The sequence below is a fragment of the Kitasatospora sp. NPDC127067 genome, from assembly GCF_042724755.1.
Classification (GTDB): Bacteria; Actinomycetota; Actinomycetes; order Streptomycetales; family Streptomycetaceae; genus Kitasatospora; species Kitasatospora lactacystinica.
Genome location: NZ_JBHXEM010000046.1, coordinates 46,158 through 60,157 on the forward strand (window position 1 = coordinate 46,158; position 14,000 = coordinate 60,157).

16 protein-coding genes are annotated in these 14,000 nt (G+C 73.4%); 11 read left to right on the forward strand and 5 right to left on the reverse strand.

Annotated features, from left to right (window positions below; genetic code table 11):
• Positions 1 to 17 precede the first annotated feature (17 nt).
• Together ACFWJ4_RS19890 and ACFWJ4_RS19895 are read right to left on the reverse strand one after the other, a co-directional pair.
• Positions 18 to 458 (reverse strand): hypothetical protein, encoded by a 441-nt coding sequence (locus tag ACFWJ4_RS19890; protein WP_380545607.1) that lies wholly within the window; start codon positions 456 to 458, stop codon positions 18 to 20.
• A gap of 668 nt (positions 459 to 1,126) precedes the next feature.
• Positions 1,127 to 1,846 carry a hypothetical protein gene (locus ACFWJ4_RS19895; RefSeq protein ID WP_380545609.1) on the reverse strand — a complete coding sequence of 240 codons (720 nt, stop codon included), beginning with the start codon at positions 1,844 to 1,846 and terminating at the stop codon, positions 1,127 to 1,129.
• Between the two features lie 256 nt (positions 1,847 to 2,102).
• On the opposite strand from ACFWJ4_RS19895, the gene ACFWJ4_RS19900 reads away from it, so the two are divergent.
• Positions 2,103 to 3,110, forward strand: a complete 1,008-nt coding sequence (locus tag ACFWJ4_RS19900; RefSeq protein WP_380545611.1) for a hypothetical protein — start codon at positions 2,103 to 2,105, stop codon at positions 3,108 to 3,110.
• 96 nt (positions 3,111 to 3,206) lie between these two features.
• Here the strand turns inward: ACFWJ4_RS19900 and ACFWJ4_RS19905 are convergent, their stop codons facing one another.
• Together ACFWJ4_RS19905 and ACFWJ4_RS19910 are read right to left on the reverse strand one after the other, a co-directional pair.
• On the reverse strand, positions 3,207 to 3,797 hold the full coding sequence (locus ACFWJ4_RS19905; RefSeq protein ID WP_380545613.1) for an isochorismatase family protein: 591 nt from the start codon (positions 3,795 to 3,797) through the stop codon (positions 3,207 to 3,209).
• A 214-nt stretch (positions 3,798 to 4,011) separates the two neighbouring features.
• Entirely contained in the window at positions 4,012 to 5,346 is a 1,335-nt protein-coding gene (locus ACFWJ4_RS19910) for a nicotinate phosphoribosyltransferase (RefSeq protein WP_380545615.1), read from the reverse strand.
• Between the two features lie 140 nt (positions 5,347 to 5,486).
• On the opposite strand from ACFWJ4_RS19910, the gene clpS reads away from it, so the two are divergent.
• The 7 genes from clpS (at position 5,487) to ACFWJ4_RS19945 (ending at position 10,467) form a co-directional block, all read left to right on the forward strand.
• Positions 5,487 to 5,780, forward strand: coding sequence for an ATP-dependent Clp protease adapter ClpS (clpS, locus tag ACFWJ4_RS19915; RefSeq protein ID WP_049654313.1), 294 nt, complete (start codon positions 5,487 to 5,489; stop codon positions 5,778 to 5,780).
• A 130-nt stretch (positions 5,781 to 5,910) separates the two neighbouring features.
• The gene (locus tag ACFWJ4_RS19920; protein WP_380545617.1) at positions 5,911 to 6,483 is read left to right on the forward strand and encodes a DUF2017 domain-containing protein; all 573 of its coding nucleotides are present in this window, start codon (positions 5,911 to 5,913) and stop codon (positions 6,481 to 6,483) included.
• A 304-nt stretch (positions 6,484 to 6,787) separates the two neighbouring features.
• A complete protein-coding gene (locus ACFWJ4_RS19925; RefSeq protein ID WP_380545626.1) occupies positions 6,788 to 8,176 on the forward strand; it encodes an amino acid permease in 1,389 nt (462 codons plus the stop codon).
• A 163-nt stretch (positions 8,177 to 8,339) separates the two neighbouring features.
• Entirely contained in the window at positions 8,340 to 8,771 is a 432-nt protein-coding gene (locus ACFWJ4_RS19930) for a M67 family metallopeptidase (protein WP_359904141.1), read from the forward strand.
• Between the two features lie 139 nt (positions 8,772 to 8,910).
• Positions 8,911 to 9,030, forward strand: coding sequence for a putative leader peptide (locus ACFWJ4_RS19935; protein WP_310593142.1), 120 nt, complete (start codon positions 8,911 to 8,913; stop codon positions 9,028 to 9,030).
• A 117-nt stretch (positions 9,031 to 9,147) separates the two neighbouring features.
• On the forward strand, positions 9,148 to 9,426 hold the full coding sequence (locus ACFWJ4_RS19940) for a MoaD/ThiS family protein (protein WP_030242903.1): 279 nt from the start codon (positions 9,148 to 9,150) through the stop codon (positions 9,424 to 9,426).
• Positions 9,427 to 9,498: 72 nt separating this feature from the next.
• Complete coding sequence (locus ACFWJ4_RS19945) at positions 9,499 to 10,467, forward strand: cysteine synthase (protein WP_359904138.1); 969 nt, start codon at positions 9,499 to 9,501, stop codon at positions 10,465 to 10,467.
• A gap of 64 nt (positions 10,468 to 10,531) precedes the next feature.
• Here the strand turns inward: ACFWJ4_RS19945 and ACFWJ4_RS19950 are convergent, their stop codons facing one another.
• Complete coding sequence (locus tag ACFWJ4_RS19950) at positions 10,532 to 10,990, reverse strand: type II toxin-antitoxin system PemK/MazF family toxin (protein ID WP_380545619.1); 459 nt, start codon at positions 10,988 to 10,990, stop codon at positions 10,532 to 10,534.
• 186 nt (positions 10,991 to 11,176) lie between these two features.
• Between ACFWJ4_RS19950 and ACFWJ4_RS19955 the strand changes: the two genes are divergently transcribed.
• From ACFWJ4_RS19955 to ACFWJ4_RS19965, 3 genes are all read left to right on the forward strand, one after another.
• Positions 11,177 to 11,368: a MarR family transcriptional regulator gene (locus ACFWJ4_RS19955; RefSeq protein WP_359904135.1), complete on the forward strand. Its 192-nt coding sequence runs from the start codon at positions 11,177 to 11,179 to the stop codon at positions 11,366 to 11,368.
• 244 nt (positions 11,369 to 11,612) lie between these two features.
• Positions 11,613 to 12,359, forward strand: a complete 747-nt coding sequence (locus ACFWJ4_RS19960) for an MBL fold metallo-hydrolase (RefSeq protein ID WP_359904132.1) — start codon at positions 11,613 to 11,615, stop codon at positions 12,357 to 12,359.
• 225 nt (positions 12,360 to 12,584) lie between these two features.
• On the forward strand, positions 12,585 to 13,916 hold the full coding sequence (locus ACFWJ4_RS19965) for an LAETG motif-containing sortase-dependent surface protein (RefSeq protein WP_380545621.1): 1,332 nt from the start codon (positions 12,585 to 12,587) through the stop codon (positions 13,914 to 13,916).
• Positions 13,917 to 14,000 lie beyond the last annotated feature (84 nt).

Here is a 14,000-nt window from a genome sequence, read left to right on the forward strand (position 1 = left end):
GCGGCGGGGGCGCGGGGTCACCAGCCGGAGGCCTCGCGCAGCATGGTGCGGCGCAGCCGTCCGGCCACGCTGGCGGCGTCGGTGCCGATGACGTCGGCGATCTCGGGGGCGGCGAGGCCGACGACGTAGTGCAGGATCGCCAGGTCGTCCTCGGCCGGGTGCCGGTCCGGGTCGGCGGTCACCCGGCGGGTGTGTTCGGCGACGGTGCCGCGCAGGATTTCCCAGGCGTGCGCGGTCGGGTTGGAGCTGCCCATCAACTCCCGCCAGTGCACCGCGATTTCCGCGAAGGCCTGCTGGACGGCGATGGCCGCGGCGGCGTGCTCGGTCAGCCACACGCGCGCATAGCTGAGGTACCGGGGGCGGTGGAGTTCGCAGAACGCGGTGAACTCCAGTGGTACGTCCGCCGGCTCGCCGGGCCCCGGGGGCGGCTCGGCGGAACTCTCGTGACGGTTGGTCATCTCGGCTTCTCGGAAAGGGAGATGGGTTTCTGACGGTCGATCATCTGTGCTCACTCTACGGTAGGCCCTCGGTGCGCTGGGTGACCAATCCGATGGAATGCCCGGAACCCGCCGCCGCCAGGCCGGTTCCGGTGGCGGCCGGGTGCGGCGCGGCGGCGGGACGGCCGGGAAGGTGGCCGGCGAGGGCCGGCGGGGCAGTACTGCGCAGTGGCGGGGGACTCGTAGGTGCGAGCGTGTCGCAGCTGGTCAGAGCGTTTAGGACGGCTGTGGCTGCAAGGCAGTTGATGTGACACCGTAGGGCCTGAGGAGGCTGGCGTCCACGCTCAGGGCGCGAACCTGCGCCCGCACAACCACCCGCACAACCGCACTCACGATCGTCGCGGAGATCACCACGGACGGGGGCACGGTCGTCATCACGGTGACGGTCGTGCGCGTGGCGTTGACGGCGTTGACGGCGTTGACGGAGTGCGCGGACTGGGCGCGCTGCGGAAGCGGTGGACGGCCGATGCGGTGGGCCGGGCACGCGCCGCGCGTCGGGGCGGTTCCGTGGCGGCCGGGCGCCGCCGGGCACATCGACCGCGCCCCGGCGGCCTGAACGGGACCGGCCTGAACGGAACCGGCCTGAACGGGACCGGCCGGGGCGGGAGGGCGGGCGGAGCGGCCGCCGGTCAGGAGGTCGTACGGGCCTCCGTGGGGGTGATCCGGTCGACGGCGGTGTCCCGCTCGACCTGGGTCGGGAAGGCTTCGACGGCCCGTCGCCGGGCCGCCTGTGCCACTGCGGCGGCCGCGGCCGCAGCCGCCGCGGCTGCTCCGGCGGCGGCCTCCTCGCGCTCGCGCCGGTGCGCGGCGCCTGCGGCGTGCGCCCCGGAGCCGTGCGCTGCAGAGGCGTGCGCTGCGGAGGCGTGCGGACCGACGGAGAGCGACCCGGAGGCGTGCGGACCGGCGGAGAGCGCCCCGGAGCCGTGCGTCCCCGGGGTGTGCGTCCCCGGGGTGTGCCCGCCGCCCGTGACGGCTCCGGGGGCGTGCTCCCCGGCGGGCTGCCCCGGGGCCCGTCGTCGGCGGCCGAGGGCGGCCCGGGCGGCGTGTTCCTCGGCGGCCTGTCTAGCGGCCAGGTAGGCCTGTACGGCGGCCATGCCGTAGACGGGCTGGATGAGCTGATGGCCCTTGAAGAAGGGCCTGGCCGGGGCGAACCCGGCGGCGACCACGAGGTCGCGGATCTCTGCTATCTCGGCTTCACTGCGGGCGGTGAAGCGGACCTCCCAGCCCTTCTTGTACGTATGGCCCTTTTCGCCGCTGCGGCGGGCGGGGTCCGGGCGGCGGACGTATCCGGGCAGGCGGCCGAGGCGGAGCTGGGCCGCGCGGAGGCCGGCGGTCTCGTCACGTGACATGACGTAAGCCTAGGCAATCCCCGGGGCGGGATTGACGCCTTGGGCATCCCTCGCCGTATGCCTTTGGTCACTCTGGGTCAGGCGACCAGGTCGACGATCGTTTTCGATCACATATGACAACCTGATGAGCGTCAATTACTCCAAATGAGTGAGGGTATGAGGACTTTAGTGCGGGCTGATCCCGGTTTCGCGACGGTTGGGTAACAGTGCGTCAGGGTACCGGTCGCGGGTCCGGGGGGTTGGGGATGGTGTCGGCATGAGCTACCGGATTCCGATGCCGCCGCCGTCCCTGGAGGAGCTGGCGAAGCGTCAGCAGAACGTCGTCACCGCGAGCCAGTTGCGCGCCCGGGGCGTGCCGGCCCGGATCATCACCGAGCACTGCCGTCGGGGTGGACCCTGGCAGCGGATGCTGCCCAGGGTCTACCTGCTGCAGGCCGCCGAGCCCACCCCCGAGCAGCGGATGTGGGCCGCGCTGCTGTACGCCGCGCAGAACGGTCGCGAGGAGGGCCGCCGGGAGGGTGCGGTGATCACCGGCACGGCCGCGCTGGCGCTGTACGGCTTCACCGTCGTGCCCCGGCTGCCCGCCGTGACGGGGGTGGACGTCCTGGTGCCCCGGCAGCGCCGGCTGAAGGACGTCGGTGAGGTCCGGATCCGGCGCACCGAACGGGAGTTGGTGGCCCGCTCGGTGCACGGGCTGGCCTGTGCGCCGGTGGCCCGGGCGGTGGCCGACGCGCTGGTCGAGTGGACGGCGGAGCCGTCGGGCGGCCCGGCCCCGGTGCGCGAGGTGCTGAGGGAGGCCCTCGCTCTGCCCGGGAACCACTGCACGGTGCGGGAGTTGGTGGCCGAGCTGACCGACTCCGGTCTGACCTGCGAGCCGCGGGTGCGTGCCGCGCTGGACGAACTGCTGGCCACCGAGCGGGATTTGGTGTTGGAACGGCTGGGGGGCCTGGTGGACGAGTGGCTGCTGCCGGCGCCGCTGAGCGCCCCCGAGCTGCGGATGCGCGGCGGTACGTACATCGCCGTCCCGGACCTCTACTGGCCGGAGCGGGGCGTCGCGGTGGAGGTGGACTCGGAGCTGCGCTGCGTGAGCGAGGGCGAGGCCGCCTGGGTGCGCGGCGGCCAGCACCGGATGGAGTACCTGGGCGTCCGCGTGGTGTACGTCTGCGGGGCCCGGCTGGCCGCCGACCCGGACGTGGTCGGCGGCGAACTGCGCGAGGCGTACCGGGCCGGCGGGACGGACGTGGTGGAGCTGCTGGTGGTCTGAGCGGCCCCGCGGGAACGCCCCGGCGGGCACGACCCCGCGAACACACCCCCCGGTGAGCACCCCCGCGAGCACCCCCGCGAGCACCCCCGCGAGCCGCTACGGACGGACCAGCGGTGTGCCGACCAGCTCGACCCCGGCCGCCCGCAGCTCCGCCAGCGCGGCGGCGGTGGTCTCCGCGGCGACCCCGGCGGTGAGGTCCAGCAGTACCCGGGTGGTGAAGCCCGCCCGGGCCGCGTCCAGCGCGGTCGCCCGGACGCAGTGGTCGGTGGCGATGCCGACCACGTCGATCTGGTCGACCTGCCGCTCGCGCAGCCACTCCACCGGACCGCGGTTGTTCTCGTCCAGCCCCTCGAAGCCGCTGTACGCCGCCGAGTGGGCGCCCTTGTCGAAGACCGCCTCGACCGCGCCGGAGATGACGGCGGGTGCGAAGTTGGGGTGGAAGCCCACGCCCTCGGTGCCGGCCACGCAGTGCGGCGGCCAGCTGTCGACGTAGTCCGGCTCGGCGGAGAAGTGGTCGCCCGGGTCGATGTGGTGGTCGCGGGTGGCGAGGATGTGGTGGTAGCCGGGGGAGGACTCGGCGATCAGGTCGGTGATGGCGGCGGCCACCTCGGCGCCGCCGGCGACGGCCAGGCTGCCGCCCTCGCAGAAGTCGTTCTGCACGTCGACGACGATCAGTGCCCGGTGCATGGCTCGCATCCTCGGATCTCGGGGGCCCGCGGGAGGCGGCGCCCCGGTGGGGGGAGCCCTCGGGAGTACGCGGCCCGGCCGCGGCGGGCGCGGGGGGTACTCGGGGAGCTCCGGGGGAACTCGGGGAACTCTACGGTTGACTGTAGGGAGTGGCGCGCGGGGGCGGAAGTCCCCGGGGCCGGTCCGGTGGGCCGGTCCCGGCCCCGGGCTCCGGTCAGTGGGCCGGCCCGGCGGGCAGGACCAGTTCGGTCGGCAGCACCGGGTCGCCCTTGGACAGTTGGGTGGCCGACAGCGGCAGGGCGGCGCGGGCGCGCACGTGCCGCTCGCGGGCGGCGCTCAGCGGCTCCCGGCCGACGGTCTCGCCGTCCAGCACCAGCGGCACCTGCACCAGGTGGGGGCGCAGCCCGTCCGGGACGGGTCCGGTGCCGACCACCTCGGCCTCGGCGACGCCGTCGGCGTCGGGCCGGCGGGCCGCCCACTTGCGGCCGCCGATGCTGGTCTTGCCGCCGGCCGCGCGCTTGGCGACCGGCACCATCGGCCCGCCCTCGGTCTCGGCGCGGGCGACCAGCTTGTAGACCATCGCGCAGGTCGGGTGGCCGCTGCCGGTGACCAGGCTGGTGCCGACGCCGTAGCCGTCCACCGGTGCGGCGGCCAGGGCGGCGATCGCGTACTCGTCGAGGTCGGAGGTGACGATGATCCTGGTCCGGTCGGCGCCGAGCTCGTCCAGCTGGCGGCGGACCCGGTGGGCCAGCAGGGTGAGGTCGCCGGAGTCGATCCGGACGGCGCCCAGTTCGGGGCCGGCCACCTCGACGGCGGTGCGCACGGCCTCGCGCAGGTCGAAGGTGTCGACCAGCAGCGTGGTGCCCTTGCCCATGGAGGCGATCTGCGCCGTGAAGGCGTCCCGTTCGCTGTCGTGCACCAGGGTGAAGGCGTGGGCGGCGGTGCCGGTGGTCGGGATGCCGTGGGTGTAGCCGGCCTCCAGGTCGGAGGTGGCGGCGAAGCCGGCCACGTAGGCCGCTCGGGCGGCGGCGACGGCGGCGTGCTCGTGGGCGCGGCGGGCGCCCATCTCGATCACCGGGCGGCCGCCGGCGGCGGCGGTCATCCGGGAGGCGGCGGCGGCGATGGCCGAGTCGTGGTTGAGGATCGAGAGGATCACCGTCTCCAGGATCACGGCCTCGGCGAAGCTGCCCTCGACGGTGAGCAGCGGCGAGCCGGGGAAGTAGACCTCGCCCTCGGGGTAGCCGTGGATGTCGCCGCGGAAGCGGTAGTCGGCGAGGAAGCGCAGGGTGGTCTCGTCGACCACGTCCTGGTCGGCGAGCCAGTCCAGCTGGGGGGTGGTGAAGCGGAAGTTCTCGACGGCGTCCAGGACCCGACCGGTGCCGGCCATGACGCCGTATCGGCGGCCGCTCGGCAGGCGGCGGGTGAAGACCTCGAAGACGGAGCGGCGGTGCGCGGCCCCGCTGCGCAGGGCGGCCTGCAGCATGGTGAGCTCATAGCGGTCGGTGAGCAGCGCGGTCGAGCCGGCCGCGCGCACGGAAGTGGCGTCCATACGGATGATGCTACTACCACTTAGCGTCAGAGTGACGATTTCTCGGCGAGCGTGCCGGGCCGGAATCGCCGGGGTGTCCCCCGGATGGCAGCATGGGGCATGAGGGGTTACGGACGACTGTGCAGCGAGGAGGACCCGGCTTGAGCGTCGCGCCCGTGGAGATCGAGCGCCCGGAGGTCGAGGGGGTGCCGGTGACCGAGCCGGACACGCCCTGGGTGACCATCGTGCACAACGACCCGGTCAATCTGATGAGCTACGTCCAGTACGTCTTCCAGGCCTACTTCGGCTATCCGAAGGACAAGGCCCGGAAGCTGATGATGGACGTCCACACCAAGGGCCGGGCGGTGGTCTCCAGCGGCTCCCGCGAGGAGATGGAGCGCGACGTCCAGGCGATGCACGGCTACGGCCTCTGGGCGACGCTGCAGCACGACTGACGCCGGACCGACCGGCGCCGGCGGTACGGGCGCCGGCGCGACCGGTGCACAGGCGGCCGGGGCCGGCCCGACGGGTGCCGGACCGCCGGCCGTACGACCGAAGACGACGAAGACGGGCTGACCGATACAGATGGCTGGGTTGTTCGAGAGTGCCGGCGGTGGCGGCGCGGCGATCGCGCTGGACGAGTGGGAGGCCTCCATCCTGCGCTCGCTGGAAGTGCAGTTGCTGGAGCTGATCGGCCCCGGCCCGGGCGGGGAGGGTGGCGACCCCTTGGCCGCGCTGTTCGCCGAGGGTCCGACCGAGGCTCCCGCCGACCCGGCGCTGGCCCGGCTCTTCCCGGACGCCTACGGCGACCCGGGGAAGCCGGAGGACGAGGAGGCCAGGGTCGCGTCCGGCGAGTTCCGCCGCTTCACCGAGCTGGACCTGCGGGCCCGCAAGCGGGACGACGCGCTGTTCGTGGTCCGGGCGCTGGACGGCCTCGGCGACGGCGGGGTGCTCAAGCTGGCGGTGCCCGACTGTCAGCGCTGGCTGGGCGCGCTGAACGACCTGCGGCTGGCCGTCGGCGTCCGGCTGGAGGTCACCGAGGACGACGAGGACGGCCTCTACGAGTTGCCGGACGGCGACGAGCGCAAGCCGCTGGTGATGGCGTACCTGTGGCTGGGGGCTCTGCAGGAGTCGCTGCTGGAGGCCATGGCGGACTGAGTCCGAGCGGAACCGCCCCTCGGGAGAGCGATCCTGCCCGATTCCGGGCAAGCCCCGGCCGTTTCGTCCAGAATGTGGACGATTGGCCGGGGCATTTCTTATGAAAATCGGGCAAACCATACCAGGTCATGCTCAAATAACGCTCAGATGGACACCGCTGTCCGAACTTCGCGTGGTACGACTTCTCCACCCCCGAGACCGACCAGGACGGTGCACAGTGGCCGAGAAGTTGTACGACGAAAGGGTCGACAGCGCGGCGGATGGCGAAGGCTACGAGCGCGGGCTCGGCAGCCGCCAGATCCAGATGATCGCGATCGGCGGAGCGATCGGCACCGGCCTGTTCCTCGGCGCCGGCACCGCGATCTCCCGCTCCGGCCCGAGCCTGATCCTCTCCTACGCCGTCGCCGGCCTGGTGATCTTCGTGATCATGCGGGCGCTCGGCGAACTGCTCACCTACCGACCGGTCTCCGGCAGCTTCGCCGAGTACGCCCGGGAGTTCCTCGGCCCCTTCGCCGGCTACGTGACCGGCTGGACGTACTGGCTGTTCTGGGTCGTCACCGGCATGGCGGAGACCACCGCCGCCGCCGTCTACGTGCGGTTCTGGGCGCCCGACATACCGCAGTGGGTCAGTGCGCTGACCTTCCTGGTCCTGCTCTACGCGGCCAACCTGATCTCGGTGAAGCTGTTCGGCGAGATCGAGTTCTGGTTCTCCATGGTCAAGGTCACCGCCATCATCGGCATGATCCTGATCGGCGTCGGGGTGCTGACCCTCGGCTTCAGCAAGGCCGGTGACACCGCGTCGCTCGGCCACCTCTGGCAGGACGGCGGCTTCTTCCCCCAGGGCATCGGCTCCACCGTGATGACCCTTCAGATCGTCATGTTCGCCTACCTGGGCGTCGAACTCGTCGGCGTCACCGCGGGCGAGAGCGAGAACCCCGAGAAGACCCTGCCGCGGGCCATCAACACCCTGCCCTGGCGGATCATGCTGTTCTACATCGGCGCGCTGGTGGTCATCCTCTCGCTCGTGCCGTGGACCGAATTCCGGCCCGGAGTCAGCCCGTTCGTCGCCGCCTTCGGCAAGATCGGCATCCCGGCGGCGGCCGGCATCATCAACTTCGTGGTGCTCACCGCCGCGCTCTCCTCCTGCAACTCCGGGATGTACTCCACCGGCCGCATGCTGCGCGACCTCGCGCTGCGCGGCCAGGCCCCGGGACGGCTCACCAGGCTCAACTCCCGCCGCACCCCGGCCTTCGCGATCACCGTCTCCTGTCTGCTGATGGGGATCGGCGTGGTGCTCAACGGCGTCGTCCCGGCGCGGGCGTTCGAGTACATCACCTCGGTCGCCACGGTCTGCGGCCTGTGGACCTGGGCGATGATCCTGATCTCCCAGATCCGCTACCGCCGGGCCTGGCGGGCCGGCCACCTGCCGGCGCCCACCTTCAAGGCACCCGGCGGCGCCTGGGTCAGTTGGGCCGCGCTCGCCTTCCTCGCCCTGGTCGTGGTGCTGATCGGCCTGGACCGGGACAACCGGATCTCGCTGTTCGTCTTCCCGTGCTGGGCCGTGCTGCTGGTGGTCGGCTACCAGGTGCTCAAGCGCCGCGACCCGCGGGCCCTCCACGACGTCGCCGCGGACCGGCAGCCCGCCGGCGACGGCAACCTGCCCGCCGGCGACGGGAGCCTGGACGCCCGCTGACCGGGCCCGGACGCCACGGCCCGGCCCCGGCCCCGGCGCCACGGACCGGAAGCGGACACCCACCACCCGGACGCGGACACCCGCCGGCCGGACGTGGACACCGACCGACCGCGCCTCGGACGCCCCGGCGGACAGCCGCCGGGGCGTGGCTATCCTGGCCCGCATGCTGACCATCACCCGAGAACTCCGCGACCGGATCGTGGCCCACGCCCGCGCCGACCACCCGGACGAGGCCTGCGGCGTGGTCGCCGGACCGGCCGGCAGCGGCCGGCCCGAGCGGTTCGTCCCGATGCTCAACGCCGCCCGCTCGCCCACCTTCTACGAGTTCGACTCGGGCGACCTGCTCAAGCTCTACCGCGAGATGGACGACCGGGACGAGGAGCCAGTGATCGTCTACCACTCGCACACCGCCACCGAGGCCTACCCCTCGCGCACCGACGTGAGTTACGCCTCCGAGCCGTTCGCCCACTACGTCCTGGTCTCCACCGCCGAGGGCGAGGGCGAGGACGACCCGTACCAGTTCCGCTCGTTCCGCATCGTGGACGGCGAGATCACAGAGGAAGACGTGCAGGTCGTCGAGGCCTACCCGGTCTGACCGGCACCTCCGCGGACGCGGCCCGCCGACCCCTCCCGACGGGGCGGCGGGCCGCCGTCGTCTCAGCCCTGGGAACGGGAACATCCGGATCCCGAGACAGCCATGTCGGAGCGGGCCCGGGAATCTATACGATGAGCCCATGCGTTCCGTCGATGTGAGCACTCAGGCCCCGGGCACCCGCCTCGTGGCGCGCCTGCACATCGACCTGTGCCGGCACGCCGGTGCGATCTGTCCCGGCACGCCCGCGCGCTCGCGCTGAGAGCCGCTTCACCACCTCACCCGGGCCCGCCGCCCCCGGCGACGCCGAGCCCGGGGCGACCGCCCCGCCGCCTCCGCCGCGGCCCACTCACTCCACGACTCGCCCAGGAGCGCACTCATGGCCATCGAGGTCCGCATCCCGACCATCCTCCGCACCTACACCGACGGCGCCAAGGCCGTCGAGGGCAACGGCAGCAACCTCGGGGAACTCTTCACCGACCTCGACGCCCGCCACCCGGGCATCGCCGCCCGCCTGGTCGAGGGCGGCGAGCTGCGCCGCTTCGTCAACGTCTACCTGAACGACGAGGACGTCCGCTTCCTGGAGGGCATCTCCACCGCCCTCGCCGACGGCGACAGCGTCACCATCCTGCCCGCCGTGGCCGGCGGCGCCCGCTGACCTCCCGGTTCCCCCGCCCGCACGGCGGGGGAACCGCCCTCTCCACCCCACCGCCTTGGCCGGAGGCCCCCCTTGCGTTACGACAGTCCGCTCGAAGCCGTCGGCAACACCCCGCTGGTCCGTCTGCCGAGGCTGTCCGCCGCCGTCCCCGGCAACGCCGACGGCCTGGTGAGCCTCTGGGCCAAGCTGGAGGACCGCAACCCGACCGGCTCGATCAAGGACCGCCCGGCCCTGCACATGATCGAGCGCGCCGAGGCCGACGGCCGGCTCACCCCTGGCTGCACCGTCCTGGAGCCCACCAGCGGCAACACCGGCATCTCGCTGGCCATGGCCGCCAAGCTCAAGGGCTACCGGATGGTCTGCGTGATGCCGGAGAACACCAGCGAGGAGCGGCGCGAACTGCTCCGCATGTGGGGCGCCGAGATCATCCCCTCCCCGGCGGCCGGCGGCTCCAACACCGCCGTACGGATGGCCAAGGAGATCGCCGCCGAGCACCCCGACTGGGTGATGCTCTACCAGTACGGCAACCCCGACAACGCGGGCGCCCACTACACCGGCACCGGCCCCGAGATCCTCGCCGACCTGCCCACCGTCACCCACTTCGTAGCGGGCCTCGGCACCACCGGCACCCTGATGGGCGTCGGCCGCTACCTGCGCGAAAAGGTCCCCGGCGTGAGGATCGTCGCCGCCGAACCGCGCTACGACGACGTGGTGTACGGGCTGCGCAACCTCGACGAGGGCTTCGTCCCCGAGCTGTACGACGCCGAGGTGCTCACCACCCGCTTCTCGGTCGGCTCCGCGGACGCCGTCCGCCGTACCCGTGAACTCCTCCAGCAGGAGGGCATCTTCGCGGGCGTCTCGACCGGCGCCATCCTGCACGCGGCGATCGGCGTCGGGCGCAAGGCGGCGGCCGCGGGGGAGCGCGCGGACATCGTCTTCGTGGTCGCCGACGGCGGCTGGAAGTACCTGTCCACCGGCATCTACACCGCCGAGTCCACCGAGGCCGCCGTCGAGGCGTTGCAGGGCCAGCTCTGGGCGTAGGGCCCAGGGCGCAGGGCCCGTCCCGTGGATCCTCGCCGGGCCCGCGGCATCCGCGGGCAGGCCGCTAACCGCGCGGCAGCGCCCGCTGCGCCCGGGCCCAGACCTGCCGGTCCACCGCGCCGGCCCGGCGGCGGAAGGCCGACAGCGGTACCTCGCGCAGCTCGTCGGTCTCCAGCCAGCTGGCCCGGCCCTCCCGGTCGCCCACCGTCCCGGGCGGCAGCGGCAGTACGCCCGGGCGTTCCGCGTGGTGCTTGCTGGTGATCTTGGCGACGGTGGCGGTCCGGCCGCGCACCCGCAGCACCAGGCACGGGCGGTCCTTGGACCCGGGCCCGTCCTCGAACGGCACCTGCGCCCACCAGATCTCCTGCGGCTCGGGGCCGGCCCCCGGCCGCGGCTTCGGGCCGGTCGGCCCGGCCGGGCGCGGGGCCGGGCGGGTGCGCCGCACCAGCGCCGCCGCGGCGGCGGCCAGCAGCGCGACGCCCAGCAGCGACAGGACGAGCCAGGTAGCGGTCATGCCGTTCATGCGGCGAACCGTACCGGGCCGGGGTGAACGCCACTACCGTGCCGGCCGTGACAGTCGGGCATTTGTCCGCGCATTGCTTCCGGTTCGTCACGGAACTGCCACAATGCCCGTTCTGTGCCCGGAGTCCCGGTCGGTCCGGCAAGGCTGCGTCACGAACGTCCGCCCCCGTCCCCCGGAGGTGCCCCCGTGACCCGTGGCCCCGAGCTGTGGTCCTGCGCCGAGATCGCCCGCCACATCAACGTCCGGCCCGCGACCGTCCGCAGTTACCGCCGGCACCGGCTGCTGCCCGATCCGGACGTGATCGACGGCAGCGGCCGCCCGCGGTGGTACCCGTTCACCATCCGTACCTGGGCCCGCAACCGGCCCCGGCGCCGCTGATCCCCGGCCCGTCAACCGCCCCCGCTCCCGCTCCCGGCGTTCTGGTGATTCCGCCCACAGCCCGGCACGGGGACGGGGGCAAAGTGCCGCTCCGCCCTTACCCTCGACACACCAACGCAGTGCTACCGGCCGGTTCGCCGCGCCCGGCCTGCCGTTTTCCATGCCGTTTTCCATGCTGTCCGGTGGAGGGCGGCGATGCCGTTTTCCAGCAGCAGCCAGGATGTGTCGGGGCGGAGGGGCTCGGATGAAACTGACCGTGGTGGGGTGTTCGGGGAGCTTCCCGGCCGCCGACTCGCCCTGCTCCAGCTACCTGGTCGAGGCCGAGGGCTACCGCGTCGTGCTCGACCTCGGCAACGGAGCCCTCGGCGCCCTCCAGAAGTACACCGGCCTCTACGACGTCGACGCCGTCCTGCTCAGCCACCTGCACGCCGACCACTGTGTCGACCTGTGCGCCTACTGGGTGGCCCGCAACTACCGCGCCGAGGGCTGCCCCGAACTGCTGCCCGTGTACGGTCCGGCCGGCACCGCCGAGCGGCTCGCCCGCGCCTACGACATGCCGGAGAACCCCGGGATGAAGGAGGTGTTCGAGTTCCGCACGCTCACCCCCGGCAGCTTCGAGCTCGGCCCGTTCCGGATCGGCGTCGCCCAGGTCAACCACCCCGTCGACGCCTTCGCCTTCCGGCTGGAGCACGACGGCCGCTCACTGGTCTACAGCGGGGACACCGGCGAGAGCGCCGAACTCGTCGAACTCGCCCGCGACACCGACCTCTTCCTCTGCGAGGCGGCGTACATCGACGGGCGCGACACCTATCGGGCCGTCCACCTCAACGGCCGCGAGGCGGGCGAGCACGCCGCCGCGGCCGGCGCCCGCCGGCTCGTCCTCACCCACATCCCCCCGTGGACCGACGCCGAGCACAACCGGCGGGACGCCGCGGCCGCCTACCCGGGGCCGGTCGAGGTCGCCCGGGCCGGTGCGGTGTACGAGGTCTGAGCAGTTCGGCGGGGGTTGCGCGGGGTTCCGCGGAATTCCCGGGAATAAGTTCCGGGACGACCTGCAACCTCGCCGCCCCCCGTACGTCCTAGTAGGTGAGCGGCGGGAAACGCCGTCGGAACGGTCGGCCCGTCGGGCGCGGCCGCGATCACACCACTCACCAGGCTTGCTTCGTGCTGCCCGGATCCGGCGTGCCGGTCCGGAGCGGAAATCCAGGGGGATCCCATGCGCAAGACCAACCGTGCCCTGAACCGGGCCCGCCGGCTCGTTCCGGCGGTCGCGCTGACCGCCGCGCTGGTGGCCGGCGGCGCCGTGACCGCGACCCCGGCGTTCGCCACCGCCGGGCCGCTCAGCCTGACCGTGCACGCCCCGGCGGTGGTCGGCTTCGCGGGCGGGCCGGTCGAGTTCACCGAGCACATCGGCAACCCGGGGGACCAGGGCACGTCCGTCGTGCTGGACTTCGAGATCGAGAGTGACCTCGGGACGCCGCCGGACGCCCTGAGCCTCGACTACTTCAGCGACATGACCGGTGGCTGGCTGCCGGTGGACCTGAAGGCGCGCTCCGAAGGGAACCGGATGGTCAACGCGGGCGGCACCGGCAAGGTGACGGTCCCGGCGGGCGGCACCGACGTCAGGCTCCGCCTCGGTGTTCCGATGGGCAAGCCGCACGACGGGGCCACCAACGGCGGCACCGGCCCGAACCTCGCCTTCCGCACCGCGGTCAAGGGCTGGTGGCAGGACTCCCCGGTCGAGCCGCCGCTCAACGACACCCACGTGATCAACGTGGAGGGGATCACCAACGGAGTGTCCGGGGTCCCGGCCACCGCCGTCGCGGGCGGGGCGCCCATCGAGTTCGACGCGGTGCTCAGGAACCCGACGCCGTCCGCCTACACCAACCTCGGCAACGTGCTGTTCACCGACCGGCACGCCAGGGTCGAGGTCCGCGGCGCCGACGGCACCTGGACCGTCCTGGCGCCGGTCACCACCGAGGCCGAGCCCCCGGCGGGCTTCTACCTGGACGGCCGCAACTCCTCGGCGGCCCCCGGGAGTTCGCAGACCAAGCGGGTCCGGGTCAGCTACCCGGCCGACATGCAGCCGGGCGCGACCGAGCTGAACCCCTGCGTGTTCGTCAACGAGGGCGACGGCATGCCCTTCCGCGGCACCACCATGTGCTCGCCCGGCGCCACCGTCCGGGTCGTCGCCCCGGAACCGAAGCCCACCACCACGCCCGCCCCGACCGGCACCCCGGAGAGCACCGGGACCCCGGCCCCGACCCCGTCCACCGGCTCGAACGGTTCGAACGGCTCGAAGCCGCAGCTGGGCGGCGACGCGCCCGCCGCCCAGCAGGCCGGCGACGTCACCAGGGCACCGGCCGCTTCGGCGCCCGCCGCGCCCGCGGGCGACGCCCCGGCGGCCGGTGACCGGCCGGTGGGCGGCCACCTGGCCTCCACCGGCGCCGACAGCGACCGGACCGGCCTGATCGCGGGCGCCGGAGCGCTGCTGGTGGGCGCCGGCGCGGGGGCCTTCTTCCTGGCCCGCCGCCGCCGCACCAGCTGACCGCCCGCCGTGGGGGGGCCCCGCGGGCGGGCCCGGCCGGCCCCCCCCCCGCCGCGGCACCCCCGCGGGCCCCGGGGGGCCCCC

Coding starts and splice junctions, on each gene's coding strand:
- ACFWJ4_RS19890 (WP_380545607.1), bottom strand. CDS start 458: ATGACCAACCGTCACGAGAGTTCCGCCGAGCCGCCCCCGGGGCCCGGC.
- ACFWJ4_RS19895 (WP_380545609.1), bottom strand. CDS start 1,846: ATGTCACGTGACGAGACCGCCGGCCTCCGCGCGGCCCAGCTCCGCCTC.
- ACFWJ4_RS19900 (WP_380545611.1), top strand. CDS start 2,103: ATGAGCTACCGGATTCCGATGCCGCCGCCGTCCCTGGAGGAGCTGGCG.
- ACFWJ4_RS19905 (WP_380545613.1), bottom strand. CDS start 3,797: ATGCACCGGGCACTGATCGTCGTCGACGTGCAGAACGACTTCTGCGAG.
- ACFWJ4_RS19910 (WP_380545615.1), bottom strand. CDS start 5,346: ATGGACGCCACTTCCGTGCGCGCGGCCGGCTCGACCGCGCTGCTCACC.
- ACFWJ4_RS19920 (WP_380545617.1), top strand. CDS start 5,911: ATGGCTGGGTTGTTCGAGAGTGCCGGCGGTGGCGGCGCGGCGATCGCG.
- ACFWJ4_RS19925 (WP_380545626.1), top strand. CDS start 6,788: ATGATCGCGATCGGCGGAGCGATCGGCACCGGCCTGTTCCTCGGCGCC.
- ACFWJ4_RS19930 (WP_359904141.1), top strand. CDS start 8,340: ATGCTGACCATCACCCGAGAACTCCGCGACCGGATCGTGGCCCACGCC.
- ACFWJ4_RS19935 (WP_310593142.1), top strand. CDS start 8,911: ATGCGTTCCGTCGATGTGAGCACTCAGGCCCCGGGCACCCGCCTCGTG.
- ACFWJ4_RS19940 (WP_030242903.1), top strand. CDS start 9,148: ATGGCCATCGAGGTCCGCATCCCGACCATCCTCCGCACCTACACCGAC.
- ACFWJ4_RS19950 (WP_380545619.1), bottom strand. CDS start 10,990: ATGAACGGCATGACCGCTACCTGGCTCGTCCTGTCGCTGCTGGGCGTC.
- ACFWJ4_RS19960 (WP_359904132.1), top strand. CDS start 11,613: ATGAAACTGACCGTGGTGGGGTGTTCGGGGAGCTTCCCGGCCGCCGAC.
- ACFWJ4_RS19965 (WP_380545621.1), top strand. CDS start 12,585: ATGCGCAAGACCAACCGTGCCCTGAACCGGGCCCGCCGGCTCGTTCCG.